This window comes from Thioclava sp. PTB-PU3-1 (assembly GCF_055666785.1).
Genome location: NZ_JBVNVL010000008.1, coordinates 116,350 through 137,043, shown reverse-complemented (window position 1 = coordinate 137,043; position 20,694 = coordinate 116,350). Strand labels below are relative to the sequence as shown.

Here is a 20,694-nt window from a genome sequence, read left to right as displayed (position 1 = left end):
GTGCCAAATCTCTACCCGAGAGCGTTCGCAAAGTCAAGCTCTAAATTCTGGGTTGTGCACTCCAGTCAAAAAAGAACCCCGGCGAAAACCGGGGTTCTTTCTGAGTTATCAGTTGCTTGACGCATCTTCCTGACGCTGTTTCTCGATCTCGCGCCACTTCGCCACGTTCTTGTTATGCTCCTCGATCGTGCTCGAGAACGCATGTCCGCCGGAGCCATCGGCCACGAAGAACAGGTAGTCGGTCGAATCGGGATGCAGCGCCGCCTCGATGGCCGCCTTGCCCGGATTCGCGATCGGTCCGGGCGGCAACCCGTCGATGACATAGGTGTTGTAGGGCGTCGCCTTGCGCAGCTCGGACTGGCGCAGACCGCGGCCCAGCACCCCCTTGCCCTCGGTCACGCCGTAGATCACCGTCGGGTCGGTCTGCAGACGCATCCCCTTCTCGAGGCGGTTGATGAAGACGCTCGCCACTTCCGGGCGCTCTTCGGGCACACCGGTTTCCTTCTCGACGATCGACGCCATGGTCAGCGCCTGCTGCGGATCGTCATAGGGCAGCCCCTCGGCGCGTCCGTCCCAGGCGTCGGCGAGGATTTTCGACTGGCGATCGGCCATCAGACCGATCAGCGCCTGCCGGTCGGCCCCGCGCGTCACCTCGTAGCTGTCAGGTGCGAGCGTGCCTTCGCCCGGCACCCCGTCGATCTTGCCCGACAGGAAGCTCGCTTCCTGCAGACCCTGCACGATCTGCCAGCTGGTCACACCATCGACCACCGTCACGCGGGTGCGGACATCGGCACGGTCGGCCTTGTCCTCGAACCCTTCGGGCGGCTTCTCGCTCTCGGGATTGTACTCCGCGACCTTCTGGTAATCGCCCGTGGTCGGGTCCAGCTCGCGCAGCAGCACTTCGTTGCCGTTCACCCCGATCCGGAACACCAGTTCCGACCCGCAGGTCGACGGACCACCGGAGGTGATCTGACCGACGATGGACTGCATCGAGGTGTTCGGCTCGATCAGGTAGGAGCCGAATTTCAGCTTGTCGGCCTTTTCCTCGTACTGCGCGCCCGTGCGGAACAGATAGGAGGACGAGATCGCCCCCTTGTCTTTCAGAGTAGACGACACGCCCTGCAGGCTTTCGCCCGGCGCGACGCGCAGGCACATCGCCTCGGCCAGCGGGCCGGGCTCGACATATTGGTTCTTCGCCCAGGCGACCAACCCGCCAAGCGCGACGAGAATAACGATCAGCAGCGTCAGGAAATTCGAGACGATGTTACGCCACATCAGCTATCCACCTTGCCCATCACGAGGCTCGCATTGGTGCCACCGAAGCCGAAGCTGTTGGACAGCGCGACGTCGATCTTGCGCTTGACCGCAGCCTTCGGCGCGAGGTCGATCACAGCCTCTTCCGGCGGATTTTCCAGATTCAGCGTCGGCGGTGCGATCTGGTCGCGGATCGCGAGGATCGAGAAGATCGCCTCCACAGCGCCCGCAGCCCCCAGAAGGTGGCCCACCGAGGACTTGGTCGAGCTCATCGTGGCTTTCGAGGCCGCATCGCCCAGCAGGCGCTGCACCGCGCCCAGCTCGATCACGTCGGCCATGGTCGAAGTGCCATGCGCGTTGATGTAATCCACCTGATCGGGGTTCAGATCGGCACGCTCCAGTGCAGCTTTCATCGCGCGGAAGCCGCCATCGCCATCTTCGGACGGCGCGGTGATGTGATAGGCGTCGCCCGACAGGCCATAGCCCAGCACTTCGGCATAGATCTTCGCGCCGCGCGCCTTGGCGTGCTCGTATTCCTCCAGCACGACGCAGCCCGCGCCCTCGCCCATCACGAACCCGTCGCGATCGGCATCCCACGGACGGCTCGCAGCTTCCGGCTCGTTGCCGCGCTTCGTGGACAGCGCCTTGCACGCGTTGAAGCCCGCGATGCCGATCTCCGAGATCGGGCTTTCCGCGCCGCCCGCGACCATCACATCGGCGTCGCCCAGCATGATCAGACGCGCCGCATCGCCAATGGCATGCGCGCCGGTCGAGCAGGCGGTGACGACCGCATGGTTCGGGCCCTTGAAGCCGAAGCGGATCGAGACCTGCCCCGAGACGAGGTTGATCAGCGCCCCCGGAATGAAGAACGGGCTGACGCGGCGAACGCCCTTTTCCTTGATCAGAACGGCCGTATCCGCGATCGAGCTGAGACCGCCGATCCCCGAGCCGATCATCACACCGGTGCGCAGACGGCTCTCTTCGTCCTGCGGCTCCCAGCCGGAATCCTTCACCGCCTGCGTCGCCGCCGTCATCCCGTAGAGGATGAAATCGTCGACCTTGCGCTGCTCTTTCGGCTCCATCCAGTTATCGGCATTGAACGTGCCGTCGGACCCGTCGCCCAGCGGAATCTCGCAGGCGTATTTCGTGGTCACATTGGACGCATCGAAGCGCGAGATCGCGCCCGCCCCCGATTGTCCCGCGATAAGCCGCGACCAGGTCTCCTCGACGCCGCAAGCCAGCGGCGTGACCATTCCCAGACCCGTGACTACTACCCGACGCATGCCCGACCTCTTTCTCAGCCAAATATCTTGGCAGACCTGATACACGGGGGCGCGCAAAGGCGCAATCATAACCCATTGCGACGGGCGGGTTACCGTTCAGGACGGACGGCGCGTGAGGGGGCTAGCGTTGCGGGGCGCGAACCGGTTCAGTCTGCCGTGCCGGGAGCGTCGGCACAGCCGTCGGCGCCCGCCCCGCGCTCAGGGGCGGCAGCGTCAGCGCGGTGCAGCGCATCTGAGTGGTGGGCGGCGCCAGCAACACCCGGTCGCGCCCGCCATTCTTCGCCGCGTAGAGCGCCCCGTCGGCGCGCGCATAGAGGCTCCGCAGCTCCTCGCCGCGCTCCCATTCGGCCACCCCGATCGAGACAGTGACCTGCAGCGCCGCGCCGTACTGATCCTCGAAACGCAGTCCCGCCACACAGGCGCGCAGCCGCTCCGCCACTTCGAGCGCCTCGACCAGCCCCGCCCCCGGCAGGATCACCGCGAATTCCTCGCCGCCGACCCGCGCCATCGTATCCTCCAGCCGCAGCTGCGCCCGCATCGCCCGCGCCGTGCGGCGCAGAACGCGATCGCCCAGAGAATGCCCGCCCAGATCGTTGATCTGCTTGAAATGGTCGAGGTCGACCATCAGCGCCGTGAAAGGCACCTGCTCGCGCATCCCCTGCGTGTAATACTGCGCGAAACGCCGCCCGAGCATCTCCCGGTTGAACAGCCCCGTCAGCCCATCGCGCATCGCCCGGTTCACCAGTTCCCGCTCGGCCTTGCGCCGTGCATGATCCACCCGCTCCAGCGAGACGGCCATCAGGATGATCAGCCCGATATTCACCCCCACGATGGTCGCGACCAGCAACAGCAGCTCCGCGCGCACCTGACTCCCCTGATCGCTGAGCAGGTAGAAGGTGCCCAGCAGGAAGGGCGCGACGACCCCCAGAAGCATCTGCGCCCGTGCCTGCCGCCCCGAGGCATGCTCGTTGAGCAGCACCCGCATCACCCCACGATCGCTGCGGCAGATGAGCCCCGCATAGGCAAGACACATGATCGCCAGCGCCGCCCCGATCGACACGCCCTCCGCCAGCCGGCTGGTCGCGATACTGTGCGACAGCAGGTACATCAAAGCCCCGCCGAACACCGTCAGATAGGCAATCGTTCCAAACAGATAAGCACCCGCCTCCAGCGCGAAGAACCCCGCCGCGGTGATCGCCAAGAGCGCGGCCGCGCCTCCCCCGATCGCCCCCGCTCCGCTCAGGTCATAGACCTCCGCAACGTTCGAGAACAGGCACAGCAACAGCGTTCCCGCCGCCAGCCCGCGCGCCACATTCGGTGCCTCGCGCCGAAACGCAATCGCGCCCGCCATCGCCAGAATGGCCAACGCCGTCCACGCGCCCATCGCGTTCCACGACGTGAGCGCGCGCACGACCATATCCTCGCCCGACAGCGCGGTGGCCATCTGCGCCAGCAGAGCCAACCCCGCAAGCGCGGCGGCGAAAACCAAAAGAGGACGGATCAGAACCCGAGCCCGGCGAAACACAGACATAACGTGACCTCAACTGCGCGGGCAGAAGGGCATTTTTCATAAGGCACCCGCGACCTCTCCAAGGGACGCCTAATTCGTTAACGAAGGGTTAACAGCCGCGCGGGCACGATTGCACTTTCGGTCAAGTCTTCGCGAATTGCACAGATTTTTCATCCGGATAGCGCATCAAAACGTCATGCCGCGGCGGCCCGTGTCCCAGCGTGGACTGGATCAACGCCACCTGCGCGGGCGCGAAAGCGGGCAGCTTCACAGCGCCTTGCGCCGCCATGAGTCGCCCCAGCCGCAGCAAATCCCCCGGGGATGCGCGCTTGCCGAACCGCGCCAGGGTGACATGCGGACGAAACCGCCGCCGCGGCAGGTCGATCTCTGCCAGACGCGCGGCGCCCATCACCGCGCGGTGCCAACGGTCGAGGTTGGGATCGGCCTGCACGCCCAGCACCAGCGCCTCCGGTCGCGCGGCACTGCCGAAAATCTCCAGCCCCGCCAGCGCCACCTCCGGCCCGGGCGCCCAGTCGATGGCCCGCAGCCCCTCGTCCAGCGCCTCGAGCTGGCCTGCGTCGATCTCGTCGAGAAAGGCCAGCGTCAGATGCAGGTTCTCGGGCTGCACGATCCGGCCCGCGCCGAGCGCCTGCTGCAACCGCTCGATGGCCTCGATATGCGCCTCGGGCAGCTCGATCGCGACGAAACTACGCATCTTCCCTCCCCCGAACGCACGCGCGCTTTGCGCAAAAGAAAAGCGGCGCTCCGGTTCCCCGAAGCGCCGCCCTTAACTCTCTCTCAGCGTCAGCCGTAAAAGGCTTACTGCGCTTCCGAGATGAATTTCACCGCATCGCCGACGGTCTGAATGTTCTCGGCGGCGTCATCGGGGATCTCGATGCCGAACTCTTCTTCGAAGGCCATGACCAGCTCGACCGTGTCGAGGCTGTCCGCACCGAGGTCGTCGATGAACGAGGCGCTCTCAGTGACCTTGTCCTCTTCCACGCCGAGATGCTCCACGACGATCTTCTTCACGCGATCAGCGATGTCGCTCATGTCAATTCCTCAAAGTTTATAGGGCCTAGCCCGTTCATGCTTGCTCGAATACGAGCGTCTCAACCCGCGCGCCCCGGGTCAACCCGAAGACCGCAATTCAGAGCCGTGGCTTTTACGCCCGGCCCGTCTGCAGCGCTCTTAGCGATTGCCGTGGCTCATGGCAAGACGTTTCTCTATCCTATCAAAGGCCTTCGTGCCCTAGGGTCACAAAGACGTCAGGCCATCGTCCCGCCGCCGTTGACGTGCAGCACCGCACCGGTGACGTAGCCCGCCTCGGGACTTGCGATGTAGCGCACCGCAGCCGCGATTTCTTCCGGCGTGCCCATGCGCCCGGCCGGGATACCCGACAGGATCGCGTCCTTCTGAGCCTCGGTGAGCTTTTCCGTCATCGGCGTCTCGATGAAGCCCGGCGCCACGCAGTTCACCGTCACGCCGCGCGTCGCGACTTCCTGCGCGAGCGATTTCGACGCGCCGACAAGACCCGCCTTGGCAGCCGCATAGTTCACCTGACCGGGATTGCCGGTCTGCCCGACGACGGAGGTGATGTTGATGATCCGGCCCCAGCGCGCTTTCATCATCGGGCGGAGAACCGCACGCATCAGGCGGAACGCCGCCGTCAGGTTCACGTCGATCACCGATTGCCAATCCTCGTCCGACATCCGCATCGTCAGCTGATCACGCGTGATGCCGGCATTGTTCACGAGGATATCCAAGCCGCCCATCGCCTCGATCGCCGCTTTCGGCAGCGCCTCGACCGATTCCGGATCGCTCAGATTCGCCGGGCAAACATACGCGCCCTCGCCCAGCTCGGCGGCCAGTGCCTCGAGCGGCTCGACCCGCGTGCCCGACAGTGCCACCGACGCACCGCCCGCATGGAGGGCCCGCGCGATTTCGGCGCCGATCCCGCCAGAAGCCCCGGTGACAAGCGCGCGTTTGCCTTTCAGATCGAACATCATGCTACCTCTTATCTAAGTTGGCGCTCTCTTAGCAGCGAAAGCGCCGTTAGGGAACTCTAAGTGCTACACGCCATAGTTGCGCACGTCGGGGCGACAGCCCATCGCGATCACAAACGTATGAAAAGCCGACCAATTCGCTTTCGAACCGGTCGGCCTGCGCTTCCTCTTGACGAAAATATCCAGGGGGTCCGGGGGAGGATCCCCCGGCGTAGCCCTCAGCCCTTCAGCGCGGCGATATCCTCCGGCGTGCCGACCGCGCGGCAGGTCACCTCTTTCGCGATCCGGCGGATCATGCCCGACAGCGCCTTGCCCGCGCCGATTTCCCAGATCTCGTCGACGCCCTGACCGGCCATCCACGCCACGCTCTCGCGCCAGCGCACCGAGCCCGTGACCTGCTCGACCAGCAGCTCGCGGATCAGGGCCGGGTCGCTCACCGCCTCGGCGCGAACATTGGCGACCAGCGGCACGACAGGCGCCTTGATCTCGACGCCTGCCAGAGCCGCATCCATCGCATCCGCGGCGGGCTGCATCAGCGCGCAATGGAACGGCGCGGAGACCGGCAGCATCACGGCGCGCTTCGCGCCCGCTTCCTTGGCGAGTACGGTTGCGCGCTCGACCGCCGCCTTGTCGCCCGAGATCACGACCTGGCTCGGATCGTTATCATTCGCGGCCTGACAGACCTCGCCCTGCGCCGCCTCAGCCGCGACTTTCGACGCCGCCTCGAAATCGAGCCCGAGGATCGCGGCCATCGCGCCCACACCCACCGGCACCGCCGATTGCATCGCATCGCCGCGCACGCGCAGCAGGCGCGCGGTGTCGGCCAGGCTCAGCGACCCCGCCGCACAAAGCGCCGAATATTCGCCCAGCGAGTGACCCGCGACATAGGCCGCGTCAGTCACCGCATAGCCTTCGGCCTCCAGCGCGCGCAGGGCTGCGATCGAGGTCGCCATCAGCGCGGGCTGCGCATTGGCGGTCAGCGTCAGCTCGTCCTGCTCGCCTTCCCAGATGAGCGTGCTCAGCTTTTGCCCGAGCGCGTCATCGACCTCTTCGAACACCGCTTTCGACGCGGGATAGGCGTCGGCCAATGCCTTGCCCATGCCGGTGACCTGTGCGCCCTGACCGGGGAATACGAATGCGCGGCTCATGCCTGATCCTCCTGATTGATCTTTGGTTTCCCTTAGCGAGAAGGGCGCGGCGGGGCAAGTTCGCTGCCCCTCTCCCCCCTCAAGCCTTACCGATGATCCGCGCCGGGTTACCCGCGACCGTGGCGCCCGCAGGTACGTCGCGCGTCACCACCGCGCCCGCACCGATCAACGCGCCATCGCCCACCGTGATACCCGGCAGGAGGATCGCGCCGCCGCCGATCCAGACATCTTCGCCGATCCGCACGGGCCGCCCGAACTCCAGCCCCGTCCGGCGCGTCTCCGGATCGCGGGGATGATCGGCGGTCAGGATCTGCACCTTCGGCCCGATCTGTGTGCGATCGCCGATCGTGACCGCAACCACATCGAGAATGACACAGTCGTAATTCAGGAAAACCCCGGCCCCGAGCCGGATATTGCTGCCGTAATCGCAATGAAATGGCGGGCGAATGCGCGCGCCCTGCCCCACGTCCGCGAACAGCTCCGTCAGCAGCGCGTGGCACTCTTCGGCACTATGCGCGACGGTGGCGTTGAACCGATCCATCCACGCAGCGGCCCGCGCCATGTCGGCTTCGATCTCCGGGCCCTCGGCGCGATACAACTCGCCCGCCAGCATCTTGTCTTTCTCCGAGCGCATGATCCCTCCCCGCCATATCGCCGGATGATCCTGCCCCAGCCGCGCGCAAAGAAAAAGGGGCGCTAGATGCGCCCCTTCTGCTCAGTCCAGTTCGAGATGCGCGACCCCGTCGGAGCGCCGCCCGATCGAGCGCCCATCTGCGCCGATGGTCGCGCGCACGCGCCGCCGCATCGAGGAAAACGCCGGGCTTTCAATGACATCGACCGGCTCGTCCAGCGCGATCTCGATGTCGTAATGGCTCTCGCCCTTGCGGCGCAGCGCATGGACGCGCCCGCTCACCGGATGGCCCAGATAGCGCCCGCGCACCGCATCGCCCAAGGCATAGCCCTTCGCTTGCGCTGCCGGTTCGGCACGTCGCAGCGCCGCCACCATCGTGTTCCAGTCGGCATGACCCGCCGCCTGCGCGGTCAGCTCATAGGCTTTCGACAGCGCAACGGGAGTACCCGCCTGCGCCATTGCATCGGCCAGACGGCGCGCCTGCGCCTTCACGTCTTTCACTGTGTTCACAGTCATCGTCTCGTCTCCACGGGGATGATCCACCGCTTCGGGGCCCGCATTGCCGAAGAGCCCCCGAAAGAATGGAGAGCGATCGTGAACCGGATTTCACCAAGGGTCACACCCCGCGGGCGGCAGGCATCCGGCAGCCAAGGCCCGACAGATGGGCGGCGCAGGTGCGTCTGTCAAGTGGCGGGGCCTTACCCCGCGTCGGGCGATGCGAAAGCGCCATATCTCAGGCCCCAAAGCGAAAGGGGCGCCCAAACGGACGCCCCTTCCCATCACTGTCCCTCTCCCGTTTAGCAGGAGTAGTAGTACTTGTATTCCACCGGGTGGGGGGTGTGCTCGAACGCGTACACTTCTTCCCACTTCAGTGCGATGTAGCCCTCGATCTGGTCCTTGGTGAACACGTCACCGGCCAGCAGGAACTCGTGATCGGCTTCCAGCGTCTCGAGCGCCTCACGCAGCGAGGCGCAAACGGTCGGGATCGAGGCCAGTTCTTCCGGCGGCAGATCGTAGAGGTCCTTGTCCGAGGACGGGCCCGGATCGATCTTGTTCTTGATGCCGTCGAGACCAGCCATCAGCAGAGCCGAGAAGCACAGGTAGGGGTTCGCCGACGGATCGGGGAAACGGGCTTCGACGCGCTTTGCCTTAGGGGATTCAGCCCACGGAATACGGACACAACCCGAGCGGTTGCGAGCCGAATACGCGCGCAGAACCGGAGCCTCGAAGCCCGGGATCAGACGCTTGTAGGAGTTGGTCGACGGGTTGGTGAAGGCGTTGAGCGACTTCGCGTGCTTCAGGATACCGCCGATGAAATACAGCGCTTCCTGCGACAGGTCGGCGTATTTGTCGCCTGCGAAGAGCGGCTTGCCGTCTTTCCAGATCGACATGTTCACGTGCATGCCGGTGCCGTTGTCGCCCGCGATCGGCTTCGGCATGAAGGTCGCCGATTTGCCATAGGCGTGCGCCACGTTGTGGATCACGTATTTGTACTTCTGGATGTCGTCGGCCTGCTTGGTCAGCGTCCCAAAGATCAGACCCAGCTCGTGCTGGCACGAGGCCACTTCGTGGTGGTGCTTGTCGACCTTCATGCCCATGCGCTTCATGGTCGAGAGCATTTCCGAACGCAGGTCCTGCGCGTCATCCACCGGGTTGACCGGGAAGTAGCCGCCCTTGACGCCCGGACGATGGCCCATGTTGCCCATCTCGTAATCGGTGTCGGTGTTCCAGGCCGCGTCGAGCGCGTCGACCTCGTAGGAGACCTTGTTCATCGAGACCGAGAACTTCACGTCGTCGAAGAGGAAGAATTCCGCTTCCGGACCGAAGAAGGCCGAGTCACCGATGCCCGAGGCGACGAGATAGGCTTCGGCCTTCTCGGCGGTGCCGCGCGGGTCGCGGGCATAGGGTTCGCCGGTGTCGGGCTCGACCACGGTGCAGTGCACGCACATGGTTTTCTCAGCGTAGAAGGGGTCGATATAGACCGAGGACGCGTCGGGGATCAGTTTCATGTCGGACTGATCGATCGACTTCCAGCCCGCGATCGAGGAGCCGTCGAACATGAAGCCTTCTTCGAAGAAATCTTCGTCGACCTCGGTATGCATCAGCGTCACGTGCTGCAGCTTGCCGCGCGGATCGGTGAAGCGAACGTCGACGTATTCGACGTCTTCGTCCTTCATCAGTTTGAGAGCGTCCTTGATGCTCATGTCACATTACCCTTTCGTTGAGCTTGGGTTATCCCCGGACCCGCAACGAGGCCCGGCGGGAATGGCGGAAGTTACAGCGCGTCGTCGCCCGACTCGCCGGTGCGGATACGGATCGCCTGCTCCATCGGAGAGACGAAGATCTTGCCGTCGCCGATCTTCTCGGTGCGCGCGGCATTCGTGATCGCTTCGATGGCGGCGTCGACGAGGTCGTCGGGCAGCACCATCTCGATCTTCACCTTGGGCAGGAAATCCACGACATATTCGGCGCCGCGATAAAGCTCGGTATGGCCCTTCTGGCGCCCGAACCCTTTCACCTCGATCACCGAAAGGCCCTGAATACCAACTTCCTGAAGCGCTTCTTTCACTTCATCGAGTTTGAAGGGCTTGATGATCGCCTCCACCTTTTTCATGCCGCCGACTCCTCCGTCAGGTCTTCGTTCCGACCCCCTCAGACCACTTTCCCAAAGCCCCCGCAATCGGCTAGGCTGGACGGGAGCGAAAAGGGGATCGGAATTCCGAAAGCCGCGCCCGCAATTCGTGCAAGTAGCACAAAAAAGCAGCAGTTTGAAAACGATTCCTTTGAAGACCCGAGGACCATGCCCGAAATCCTGACCGCGAGCCAAATGCGCCAATGCGAACGCGCCGAGATCGAGAGCGGCGCGGTGACGGGCCTTGAACTGATGGAGCGCGCCGGGGAAAGCGTTGTCACGGCAATCTTCTCGCGCTGGCCCGATCCAGGGCCCTCGCAGGCGGTGGTGCTGTGCGGTCCGGGCAACAATGGCGGCGACGGCTATGTGATCGCGCGGCTTCTGGCCGAGCGCGGCTGGACCGTCGCCTGCTACGCCTATGGCGACCCGACCCGCCTGCCCCCCGATGCACAGACCAATCACGACCGCTGGGCGCAGATCGGCGCGGTCCTGCCGTGGGACGATGCCGCGATCGAGGGCCGGATCGACGATATGGAGGGCGGGTTGGTGATCGACGCTTTGTTTGGCACCGGCCTGACCCGTCCGATGCCCGACGACACCGCGAAAACATGGCGCGGGATTTATCCGCGGCGCTTTTCCAACCCCTCGGGACCGCGCCCGCGCTCCGTTGCGGTCGATATTCCCAGCGGGATTTCCTCCGATAGCGGGCGCAATCTCGGCGGCGCTTTCCCAGCCGATCTGACCGTCAGCTTCCACCGCGCGAAATGCGGCCATTACCTCGACCCCTCGGACGGGCCCGACCAGCCCGGCGGCGGCGCGTCCATGCGCGGCGACCTCGTCGTGACCGATATCGGCCTGCCGCAGCATGCGACCCCTGGCGCCGCGCAGCTGATCGACCGCCCGTCGAATTTCCTGATGAAGCAGTCGGGCCACAAATACAGCCACGGCCATGCACTGGTGCTCTCGGGCGGCGCGGGCAAAGGCGGGGCGGCGCGGATGGCGGCGCGGGCGGCGCTCAGGATCGGCGCGGGGCTGGTGACGCTCGCCTGCCCGCCCAAGGCGCTGGCCGAGAACGCAGCCCATCTCGACGCAATCATGCTGAACGCCCTGCCCGACGCCTATTCCTTACGCGGGATGCTGGGCGACGAGCGGCTAAACGCGCTCTGCCTCGGCCCCGGTCTCGGCATGGCGCGCGCGCAGGAGATGGTGCCGGCGGCGCTTTGGGGCAAACGCGCGACGGTGCTCGATGCCGATGCGCTCAGCGCCTTTGCCGACGATCCGAGCGTGCTTTTCGGCCAGCTTCACGCGACCTGCGTGCTGACCCCGCATCCGGGCGAATTCAAAAAACTTTTCCCCGATCTGGCCGAGAAGCTGTCAGGCGACGATCCAAGCTACTCCAAGCTGGAAGCCACCCGCGAAGCCGCCGCGCGCGCGGGTTGTACGGTACTGCTCAAAGGGGCCGACACCGTGATTTCGGACCCGAACGGGCGCGTCGCGCTGCATTCGGCGACGCAGGACCGCGCGGCGCCGTGGCTTGCGACCGCAGGCGCGGGCGATGTGCTGGCGGGGTTGATCGCGGGGCTGCTTGCGCGCGGGTTCAAACCCTTCGACGCCGCGACCTCCGCGGCATGGCTCCATGTGGAGGCCGCGCGCAGCTTCGGCCCCGGCCTGATCGCCGAGGACCTCCCCGAAGCGGTCCCGCAGGTGCTGCGCGCGCTGATGGCGCAGGGCTGACACCACCTGCGCGCCCGGCTGCCCGCGCAGCTTTTTCGACCCGCCTCGCGCAAAATTGACATCAATCAATGATACCCCTCACCGCGTCGTGAAAATGAACCCGGGGATACGCAACTTTGGGGTATTGGCGTGGGACTTTCTTCTTCGGGCGCGCGGTCGGAAATGCGGCGCGCTTTTTCCGGGAGCCGGGGGCTGATCGGCTCGGCTGTTCTGTTCAGCTTTTTCACCAATCTTTTGCTGCTGACCGGGCCGCTTTTCATGCTGCAGGTCTATGACCGGGTGATCGGTTCGCGCTCGGAAGAGACGCTGGTCGCGCTGTTCGGCCTCGTGGTGTTCCTCTACCTGTTCTACACCGTTCTGGAGTTCGTCCGCGCCCGCGTGATGGCGCGGGTCGGCGCACGGCTTCACGCCAACCTCTCCGACCGGGTCTTCCGCGCCTCGCTGGAGCGCGCAGCACTCGGGCGCACCGACAAGGGCGCGAGCGCGTTGCAGGACCTCGATGCGGTGAAAACCGTCTTCGCCTCGCCGGTGCTGCTGTCGCTCTTGGACATTCCGTGGACGCCGGTCTTCGCCGCCGCGATCTTCATCTTCCACCCGCTTCTGGGCTGGCTGGCACTGGCGGGCGGCGCACTTTTGATCGTGACCTCGCTGCTCAACCACTGGCTCACCCAGACCCGCCTGACCGAGGCGCAGGGCACCTCTTTCGCGGGCAACCAGATCGCGCGGCAGGTCGAGGACGGGGCCGATTACCTCTGGGCGCAGGGCATGGGAGAGACCATGCGCGCGCGCTGGCAGGACACCCAGACCGAAGGTCAGCGCAAGATGCTGCGCGCGGCCGACTGGACCGGCGCGTTCGGCGCATTTTCCAAGGGCTTCCGGATGCTGCTGCAATCGGCGGTGCTGGCCGTAGGCGCCTATCTGGTGCTGCAACATGAGATGACGGCCGGCGCGATCATCGCGGGCTCGGTCCTGCTGGGCCGCGCGCTGGCCCCGGTCGAGCAGGTGCTGGGCCAATGGACGCTGCTGCACCGCGCGCGCAACGGCTGGGCTTCGCTGCGGGCGTTTCTGGGCTCCGTGCCCGAGGCGCGTAAGCCGACCGAACTGCCCGCCCCGACGGGCGATCTGTCGGTGCGCGGCGTTTCGGTCTCGCGCAAGCGCGGCGAGCGTCCGATCCTGTATAACGTGAGCTTCGATGTCGCGCCGGGTGAAGCCATCGGCGTGATCGGCAAGAGCGGCTCGGGCAAGACGACACTGGCGCGGGCGCTTGTGGGTCTCGTGTCGCCCACCGCGGGCGAAGTGCGCCTCGCCGCCGCCAAGCTCGACCAATACAGCCCCGAGCGGCTGGGCCAGTTCATTGGCTACCTGCCGCAGGTGGTGAAGACCTTCGACGGCACCATCGCCGAGAACATCGCGCAGATGGCCCAATCGCCGGATGCCGAGCGGGTCGTGGCCGCCGCCAAGAAAGCGCATATCCACGAGATCATCCTGCAACTGCCCAAGGGCTATGACACCCATATCAGCGCGCGCGACGCGCAGCTCTCGGGCGGCCAGCGCCAGCGGCTGGGTCTGGCCCGTGCGCTTTACAACGATCCGGTGCTTCTGGTGCTCGACGAGCCGAACTCGGCGCTCGACTCCGAGGGTTCCGAGGCGCTGAACGCCGTGGTGAAGGCGATGACCGAGGAAGGCAAATCCGTCGTGCTGATGACCCACCGCACCAATGCGATCAAAGCCTGCTCGCGCCTCGTGATCCTCGAGAGCGGCCAGATCACCGCTCAGGGGCCGCGCGACGAGGTCATCCAGTCGATGATCAAGAACGCGCAGGACGTGCAACGCATTCTGACGATGAGGGCCGAGAAATGAGCAAATCTCCCGATTTCGCAAATAGCCGCCTTCTGCTCGCCGCAGGCTTCGGCGCGATCACCCTCCTCGTCGGCGGCATGGGCGCCTGGAGCGTCGGCGCGAAGATCAACGGCGCGGTCGTGTCCCGCGGCGTGGTCAAGGTCGAGAGCGAACGGCAGGTGATCCAGCACCCCGACGGTGGCGTCGTGGGTGAAATCCTCGCCCATAACGGCGATCAGGTGCATGCAGGCGACGTGCTACTGCGACTCGACGGGACCTTCCTGCGCTCGGAACTTGCGATCGTGCAGGCGCAGCTACTGGAGATCGCGGTGCGCAAGGCGCGTCTCGCCGCCGAGCGCGACGATCTGGCAAAGGTCGACTTCACGGTCCTGCCCGACTTCCCGATGCTCGACCCCGAGCAGGTCGCCCAGCAACGCGAGGGCCAGAGCAACCTCTTTGCCGCGCGTCAGGCGACGATGGCCAAGAAGATCAACCAGCTGCGCGAGCAACAGCAGCAGATCGAAAAGCAGATCGAAGGCGTCGAGGCGCAGCGCGTCTCGCTGATGGAGCAGCTCGACCTCGTATCGCAGGAGCTGGAGGACAAGCAGAGCCTCTATGAGCGCAAGCTGATGGAAGCCTCGCGCGTGCTCGCCACCCAGCGCGAACACGCCAAGCTGACCGGCGAAATCGGGCGGCTGAACTCGGTCATCGCGGAAGCCCGCGTGCGGATCTCGGCGCTCGAGATCGAGGTCGTGGGCCTGTCCGAGGATCGCCGCGAGGCCGCGATCACCCAGCTGCGCGACCTGCAATATAACGAGATTTCGCTGGTCGAACGCGAAAACACCCTGCGCGAGAAGCTCGCACGGCTCGACGTGCGCGCGCCGGTCGATGGCGTGGTGTTCGGCTCGCAGGTCTTCGCGCTGCAATCGGTCATCCAGCCCGCTCAGCCGATGATGTTCCTCGTGCCCAGCGATCAGCCGCTCTACGTCTCGGTCCGCGTCGATCCGACGAGCATCGATCAGGTCTATTCCGGTCAGCAGGTCTCGCTGCAATTCTCGACCTTCAATCGCCGCACCACGCCCGCGATCCCGGCCGAGGTGCTGCGGGTCTCGCCCGATGTGCAGACCGACGAGGCGAACCGCGAGACCTATTACGAGGCGACGGTGGAGCCCGATCCAGAGGCTCTGGCCGCCCTGCCCGAGGTCAAGCTGATGCCCGGCATGCCGGTCGAGGCCTTCCTCAAGACCGACGCGCGCACGCCGCTGTCATACCTGACCCAGCCGCTGACGGTCTATTTCAACCGCGCCTTCCGGGGGGAATGAGGGGGGGGGCCGCTTCAAGCAGCATCACGAACGATAAAGATAAGCGGCCCGGCGGATACATCGCCGGGCCGTTCATCTTGATCAGTAGCAGAGCGTTGCGCCACGAGGGAGGAAAGAGAAAGGCCCGGCGGATCGCTCCGCCGGGCCCTTCCGGTACCACTGATGAAAGTGGGGGTGGTCAGGGCGTTTGCGTGGTGATGAACGCTCCGGTGAACGCATCGTTCGTCACCCCGTCATCAAGCGTGCCGTCTGCATAGCCAGCAATATTGTCGGGCAGCGTTGCTCCGCTCCCGCCGACGAATTCGCCGTCGAGCAAAATCGAGGTGGTGTAATCGGTGCCGCCGTTGGAGAGCGTCCCATCGAGGCTGCCTCCGAAGGTATCGGCCGTCCCGACAACGCCGCTATCGGTGATCGTCCCGCCGGAAAGCGTAAGCGAGCCGGTATAGGCGTCCTTCGTCGAGTGCTGGAAATTCGTCGCCGAGCCGGTGACCGTCCCGCCCGAGAAATTCGCGTCGAGCGATAGCTCGCCGATTAACGTCCCGCCGCTGTCAAGGTCGCCCTTGACGTAACCGGTGTAGCTGGCCGTACCCGAATTCGGCACATCGTCGCGTCCGCCAGTCACATCCCCGGTACTCAGATCCACGACCCCAGCCGCCGCCGTATCGGCGCGCGCCACGAGTTCCGCATAGGTGGGGGCGGTGTTAACCGTGGTTCCGCTGCCGCCGCAGGCCGAGAGAGTGGCGGCCGCAGCCGCCAGTGCGATGAAAGTTACTTTGTTGTTCATTCGTATTGTCCTTCTAGAAACCCGGATCAGACGCTCACGAGCGTCATGTCGGCGACAAATTGATCGACGGTTGTGAAATCATCCTCGGTGATCAGGCTCACATCCACATCGCGCAGGATCATCCGGTCGTCACCTGCGGTGATTTGAGTGCCCGTCGTGCGGTAGCTGGTGATCTCGAGGTCGGCGAAGGTCAGCCCCCCGTCGAGTGCGATCATGTCGACCCCGTCTTCGAAGTCGTAGACGATGTCGAGCGTGGTGCCCTCTGCGAAGACGAACCCATCCGCGTCCAGACCGCCATAGAGACGGTCGAGCCCGGCACCCCCGTCGAGCAGGTCGGTGCCCGCAAGGCCGTAGAGGATATCGTTTCCGCCCAGCGCCGTGATGATGTCGTCGCCCGGGGTCCCCATCAGCGTCTCGCTCGCATCGGTACCGATGATCTCGTTGGGGCCCGTTGTGCCCGGATCATCGCCCGCACCCGGGTTGGCCAGAAGGAAGTCTTCCTCCATGACGAGGCCCTGGCTCGGCCCGAGATCGCCCGCCACGTCGGTCAGCGTCGCGATCAGAACCGGGTCGGCACCGGCTTCGGCACCATCCGTGTCGAGGTAGATTTCAAGATCGGTCCCGTTCACCACTTGCGAGATGTTGTCGGCGAAATTCGTGTCCGAGACACCCAGACCGATCAGGCCGATCGCATCGGTGCCGACTTCGAAATCGCTGATCGTGCTCGCGGTCAGCGGCACACCCTCCACCGAGGAGCCGTAGCTGAGGACGAAGAGATCCGTGCCCGCACCGCCCGTGAAGGCGTTCGAGCCGATCCCGACAAGGAAATCATTCCCGTCCGTGCCGACGACATCAGCTCCGACCGCGTAGGGCGTGACCAACTCGTAATCCATCAGCAATTCGGCGCTGTAGATCGTCGCGGGCTTGATGTCGCCCTTGATGTAGACCGCCATATCGAAGCCATCGGAATAGTTCATCCCGTTGACCGACACCTCGCCGGGCTTGTCCTGCCAGCCCGAGCTGACCGAGAGCGGCTGGGCGGGATAGCCCCAATCAAGCAGGTTGATCACCGTCTGGGTCTCTGCGCCGACCTCGTATTTCACCTCGTCATTGGTGGGAGGCGGCTCGTCGCTCGGGTCGATCGGGATCACCACCGAGGGCAGATCCTGCCCATATTTGTCGGTCTTCAGACGCCAGCGCGGACCGCTATCGGCATATTCGGTGCCATCTACGTTCAAGACCGGCTCGAAGGGTTCGCGGTCCATCGTGGTGTACCACGCGTTGGTGAAGCCCGCCGCCCCATCCTCGGCCCCGATCGTCGCGAGATCGCTCGCTGCCCATTGCTGCGCCAGAAGATCGTCGCGCAGGATCGTGCCCGCCTCGTAGAGCGTGCCATCCCCCGCATAGTAGTCATCGGCGGTGATCCAGACCTCACGGGCACCCTGCCCGTCAAGGTTGTAGTCCGGCACGATGATATATTCCGGCAACGTGCCGATCGCGGCCTCGTTCTCGAAATCCTCGGGACGGATCTGGTCGTTGGGGTTGTTGGTGATCGTGTGATGCACGACCAGCTCGGCCTCGGTCACGTGGTAGATGTTACGCAGCGAGGTGTAGGGGTTATACTCGCTCCACTCGTCGGGCAGGTCCATCGTCGCTTCAAGACGCACATCATTGGGCTTCTTGATCGTGTTGCCCCAGCGATAGAGCAGCTTTCCGTCATCCTTCAGCGTCACCGAGTAGTCACTGCTGACCGCGATATTGCTGTCGATCTCGGTCTCGTTGGCAGAGAGGATATCCTTGATGTCGACCTTGCCGTCACCATTGGTGTCGGTGATCGTGATGCCTTCATATTCTCCCTCGAGCAGGCCGCGCACCGACTTCCCATCATACTCACCGCCGACGATGAAAAGCTCGTCGTCGAGCGGATAGAGCGCCTCGGTATCCCCCGGGAAACGCTGGTCCGACAGGATGTTCTGCATCACGACGTAATGCTCGGTCGAGGCCTTCACCGTGTTGCCGCCCAGACCCGCGAGCCAGGTGCCATAGACGGCGGGCGTCTTGAACGTGTCGGTGGGTGAATCCGAGATCACGAGACCAAGCTGATTGCCCTCGGAATCGTAGATATCGCCCGCCCAGCCCTCGGCATAGTCGCCATCGAGCTCTTTCTGCTCGGCATTCTGAAAATCACTGACGTAATAGCCGAATTCGCTGTCGATCGGATAAAGCGTCACCCCCTCCTTGGTGATCTTGGTATCCTCGGGATCGTTCGGATCGTCGACGGTATCAAAGACCGCCTGCGGGTCTTCGGAGTTCCCGACCGTCATCCCGTCGAAGGTCACCGTGATATCCGCCGTGCTGAAAACATGCGACGAACGGAACATCGGGTCGGTGTTCAGCGGTTCGTCCCAATCGTCGACGTTACTCGGGTCAATTTGTGTCGCCATATCTGCGTCCCCTCTATCCATATGAGCGAACCGATGACCCCTCAGGCACCTGCCCTCCCGTCATCCGCCGCGTCCCCACGTCAAATGGCGTCCAGTCAGGAAATAGAGACTTATCTCTCTGATTTCACTGCGAATTTACCGTCAGCCACGGCTCACATTCCCGTGAGTTCTTCGTGATTCGCATTGATGTGTGTCAACGAAATCGAGAGGAGATGGGCAGCGTGGCCATTTAGTTGCAGAAATCGCAATATTTACAGATGAAAGCCCCAAACCGGGGCGCGAGGTCAGAAATTCGACCGCAGTCCGAGCCGCAATTTCACCTGCGAGCTGTCGTAGAAATCGACATTTGAGCGGGTCTCTTCGCCCTCCAGCCGCAGGGTGGGCGAGATGCCGTAGAACTCGAGCTTCGGGAACCCGAATTGCAGCGCCAGCCGCCCGCGCGTGTCGCGCCGTGCGCCGGGCCCGTAAAGCGTCGCGTCATAGTCGCGCCGTTCCAGTTCCAGCGCCGCGCCGACGGTGACGGAGCCGGCCAGCGGCTTGGCGAAATCGTAAGACACGCCCGCAAGCATCGCCCGATGATCGATCTCGACCGCCTCCGAGGACGCGTCGCGCAGGGCAAAGGACAGCCCCAGCCGATCCCCTCCCTCAAGCCGCCGGTGATGGCTCAGGCTCGCGGTGACGACATTCGCCGAGTTGCGGAAACTGTCGAGGCGCAACTGCCGTTCGCCAGAGAGCGTCACCTGCGTCAGCGAACGCCGCGGATCGCCCCACTGCGCGCTGCCCGAAACCCGCAGATAGTCGCTCAGGTCGTCGCCGCCATACCAGTTCTTGCCCACGAGGAGATCGAGGCGATAGCGCAACGGCGCATCGGCCGGGCTGAGCGCCTGCCCCAGCGTCGCCTCGACCGCGTTGAACGCGTAATCCGAGCCACGCGCATCGGGCACCGTGTCCTTCGCATCGCCCGACAGGACCACCTGTTTGGTGTAGCTCTGCGCCCCGAAACTCGCGGGCAACTCCCCAAACCCTGCGAATTTGTAGCGCGCCTTCAGCGACAGCGAAATCTCGTAGCCCGACAGCGCCTTCGCATCGGGATTGAGCGTGAAGTCGATACCGCCGATATCGATGGTATCCGCGAGACTGCCATTGTTGACATTGCTCGACGCGCCCGCGTCGAAAGCGACGGAGAAGCTCCATGGATTGGCCGCGGACAGGACGCGATAGTCCCGCACGCTCGACGCGCGCACCGCATCACTGGGCGCCATTTCGATCGCGCGGCGTTGCCAGAGCTGGGCTGCGAACGGATGCCCGAGATCGTAGCTCGCCGCCGCCATCTCGACCGCGCTGACATATTTTTCCTGCTGCGTCCGGGCCTGCGCATTGGCGCGGGTGGCCGCCGCCTTCGCCCCTGCCGCGTCGCCCTGCCTGCGCAGCGCCCGCGCCAGCACGACAAGCGCGCCCACATCGTCTGGATTGCGCGCCAAGCGCGCGCGCGCCGCTGCCTCCGCCGCGGGCCAATTGCCCGACCGCAGCACCTGCAACAGCGCCGCGTCGGTGATAGCGTCAGCGACGGGAGCCTCCGCGACCGCGGGACCGGGCCCCAAGACAAGCAGCAGGGCCATCGCCCCGCCGCACAGAAAACGCCAGGCGCGCCGCAGTTTGCGCCCGTCGATATGGCCTTCGGTCATTGTCACCCCTTTGAGGTCGCGCGCCCCAGACAATGCGGGCGGCGAGATGCATCAGCCCCTCGCCGCCCGTGTCAGATTATTGCGACGCTTGCTCGCGCGAACGATCTTGCGTGTTCGTGTTGGTGTGCGTACCCGAGGTGTCCGTGGTGTCCGTCGAAGTGCCCGCCGGGGCCATCATAGCCTCATCGGTCATGTCGGACGCTGCCGGACCGGTCATCGTCTCGCAGCCAGCCAGAGCCGCAGTCACGCCAAGAATGATAAGCAGGTTTTTCATCTGTCTCTCCTTTGTTGCAAGATATTTTACCGTGACTGTTCAGCGTGATTCTTTGATGCCGATCAACGTGCTACCCGTGCCGCGCGATTTTTCCTGCAACTTCATGATGAGAGGCGCAGAAAAGAGCGGCACATTCCCGGCTTTTCGA

At 64.6% G+C, this 20,694-nt stretch carries 18 protein-coding genes; 3 read left to right on the top strand and 15 right to left on the bottom strand.

Features of this window, described 5'->3' with window-relative positions:
• Positions 1-108 precede the first annotated feature (108 nt).
• From mltG to ACZ7GB_RS18060, 11 genes are all read right to left on the bottom strand, one after another.
• Positions 109-1,275: an endolytic transglycosylase MltG gene (gene mltG / locus ACZ7GB_RS18110; protein ID WP_472159844.1), complete on the bottom strand. Its 1,167-nt coding sequence runs from the start codon at positions 1,273-1,275 to the stop codon at positions 109-111.
• Entirely contained in the window at positions 1,275-2,537 is a 1,263-nt protein-coding gene (fabF, locus tag ACZ7GB_RS18105; RefSeq protein ID WP_472159843.1) for a beta-ketoacyl-ACP synthase II, read from the bottom strand. The genes mltG and fabF overlap by 1 nt, the downstream gene beginning before the upstream one ends.
• Positions 2,538-2,658: 121 nt before the next feature.
• Positions 2,659-4,068 (bottom strand): GGDEF domain-containing protein, encoded by a 1,410-nt coding sequence (locus ACZ7GB_RS18100; RefSeq protein WP_472159841.1) that lies wholly within the window; start codon positions 4,066-4,068, stop codon positions 2,659-2,661.
• Between the two features lie 121 nt (positions 4,069-4,189).
• Positions 4,190-4,762 carry an RNA 2',3'-cyclic phosphodiesterase gene (thpR, locus tag ACZ7GB_RS18095; RefSeq protein WP_472159839.1) on the bottom strand — a complete coding sequence of 191 codons (573 nt, stop codon included), beginning with the start codon at positions 4,760-4,762 and terminating at the stop codon, positions 4,190-4,192.
• 104 nt (positions 4,763-4,866) lie between these two features.
• A complete protein-coding gene (locus ACZ7GB_RS18090) occupies positions 4,867-5,100 on the bottom strand; it encodes an acyl carrier protein (protein ID WP_075775036.1) in 234 nt (77 codons plus the stop codon).
• A 215-nt stretch (positions 5,101-5,315) separates the two neighbouring features.
• Positions 5,316-6,053, bottom strand: coding sequence for a 3-oxoacyl-[acyl-carrier-protein] reductase (gene fabG / locus ACZ7GB_RS18085; protein ID WP_078521048.1), 738 nt, complete (start codon positions 6,051-6,053; stop codon positions 5,316-5,318).
• 218 nt (positions 6,054-6,271) lie between these two features.
• On the bottom strand, positions 6,272-7,201 hold the full coding sequence (gene fabD / locus ACZ7GB_RS18080; RefSeq protein WP_472159838.1) for an ACP S-malonyltransferase: 930 nt from the start codon (positions 7,199-7,201) through the stop codon (positions 6,272-6,274).
• A gap of 79 nt (positions 7,202-7,280) precedes the next feature.
• Entirely contained in the window at positions 7,281-7,835 is a 555-nt protein-coding gene (locus ACZ7GB_RS18075; protein ID WP_472159836.1) for a sugar O-acetyltransferase, read from the bottom strand.
• A gap of 81 nt (positions 7,836-7,916) precedes the next feature.
• Positions 7,917-8,348, bottom strand: a complete 432-nt coding sequence (locus ACZ7GB_RS18070) for a glyoxalase superfamily protein (RefSeq protein WP_472159835.1) — start codon at positions 8,346-8,348, stop codon at positions 7,917-7,919.
• Between the two features lie 281 nt (positions 8,349-8,629).
• Complete coding sequence (glnA, locus tag ACZ7GB_RS18065; protein ID WP_078520902.1) at positions 8,630-10,036, bottom strand: type I glutamate--ammonia ligase; 1,407 nt, start codon at positions 10,034-10,036, stop codon at positions 8,630-8,632.
• A 71-nt stretch (positions 10,037-10,107) separates the two neighbouring features.
• Positions 10,108-10,446 (bottom strand): P-II family nitrogen regulator, encoded by a 339-nt coding sequence (locus ACZ7GB_RS18060; RefSeq protein WP_075775041.1) that lies wholly within the window; start codon positions 10,444-10,446, stop codon positions 10,108-10,110.
• 186 nt (positions 10,447-10,632) lie between these two features.
• On the opposite strand from ACZ7GB_RS18060, the gene ACZ7GB_RS18055 reads away from it, so the two are divergent.
• The 3 genes from ACZ7GB_RS18055 (at position 10,633) to ACZ7GB_RS18045 (ending at position 15,359) form a co-directional block, all read left to right on the top strand.
• Positions 10,633-12,198, top strand: coding sequence for an NAD(P)H-hydrate dehydratase (locus ACZ7GB_RS18055; protein ID WP_472159833.1), 1,566 nt, complete (start codon positions 10,633-10,635; stop codon positions 12,196-12,198).
• A gap of 162 nt (positions 12,199-12,360) precedes the next feature.
• Positions 12,361-14,058 carry a type I secretion system permease/ATPase gene (locus ACZ7GB_RS18050; protein ID WP_078601262.1) on the top strand — a complete coding sequence of 566 codons (1,698 nt, stop codon included), beginning with the start codon at positions 12,361-12,363 and terminating at the stop codon, positions 14,056-14,058.
• On the top strand, positions 14,055-15,359 hold the full coding sequence (locus ACZ7GB_RS18045) for an HlyD family type I secretion periplasmic adaptor subunit (protein ID WP_472159831.1): 1,305 nt from the start codon (positions 14,055-14,057) through the stop codon (positions 15,357-15,359). The genes ACZ7GB_RS18050 and ACZ7GB_RS18045 overlap by 4 nt, the downstream gene beginning before the upstream one ends.
• Positions 15,360-15,537: 178 nt before the next feature.
• Here the strand turns inward: ACZ7GB_RS18045 and ACZ7GB_RS18040 are convergent, their stop codons facing one another.
• The 4 genes from ACZ7GB_RS18040 to ACZ7GB_RS18025 all read right to left on the bottom strand — a co-directional run bounded on the left by ACZ7GB_RS18040 (position 15,538) and on the right by ACZ7GB_RS18025 (position 20,546).
• Positions 15,538-16,143 carry a HupA family protein gene (locus ACZ7GB_RS18040; protein ID WP_078520906.1) on the bottom strand — a complete coding sequence of 202 codons (606 nt, stop codon included), beginning with the start codon at positions 16,141-16,143 and terminating at the stop codon, positions 15,538-15,540.
• 26 nt (positions 16,144-16,169) lie between these two features.
• A complete protein-coding gene (locus ACZ7GB_RS18035) occupies positions 16,170-18,587 on the bottom strand; it encodes a calcium-binding protein (protein ID WP_472159829.1) in 2,418 nt (805 codons plus the stop codon).
• Between the two features lie 284 nt (positions 18,588-18,871).
• Complete coding sequence (locus tag ACZ7GB_RS18030) at positions 18,872-20,272, bottom strand: surface lipoprotein assembly modifier (RefSeq protein WP_472159827.1); 1,401 nt, start codon at positions 20,270-20,272, stop codon at positions 18,872-18,874.
• A 76-nt stretch (positions 20,273-20,348) separates the two neighbouring features.
• Positions 20,349-20,546 carry a hypothetical protein gene (locus ACZ7GB_RS18025; RefSeq protein ID WP_078550005.1) on the bottom strand — a complete coding sequence of 66 codons (198 nt, stop codon included), beginning with the start codon at positions 20,544-20,546 and terminating at the stop codon, positions 20,349-20,351.
• Positions 20,547-20,694: the final 148 nt, after the last annotated feature.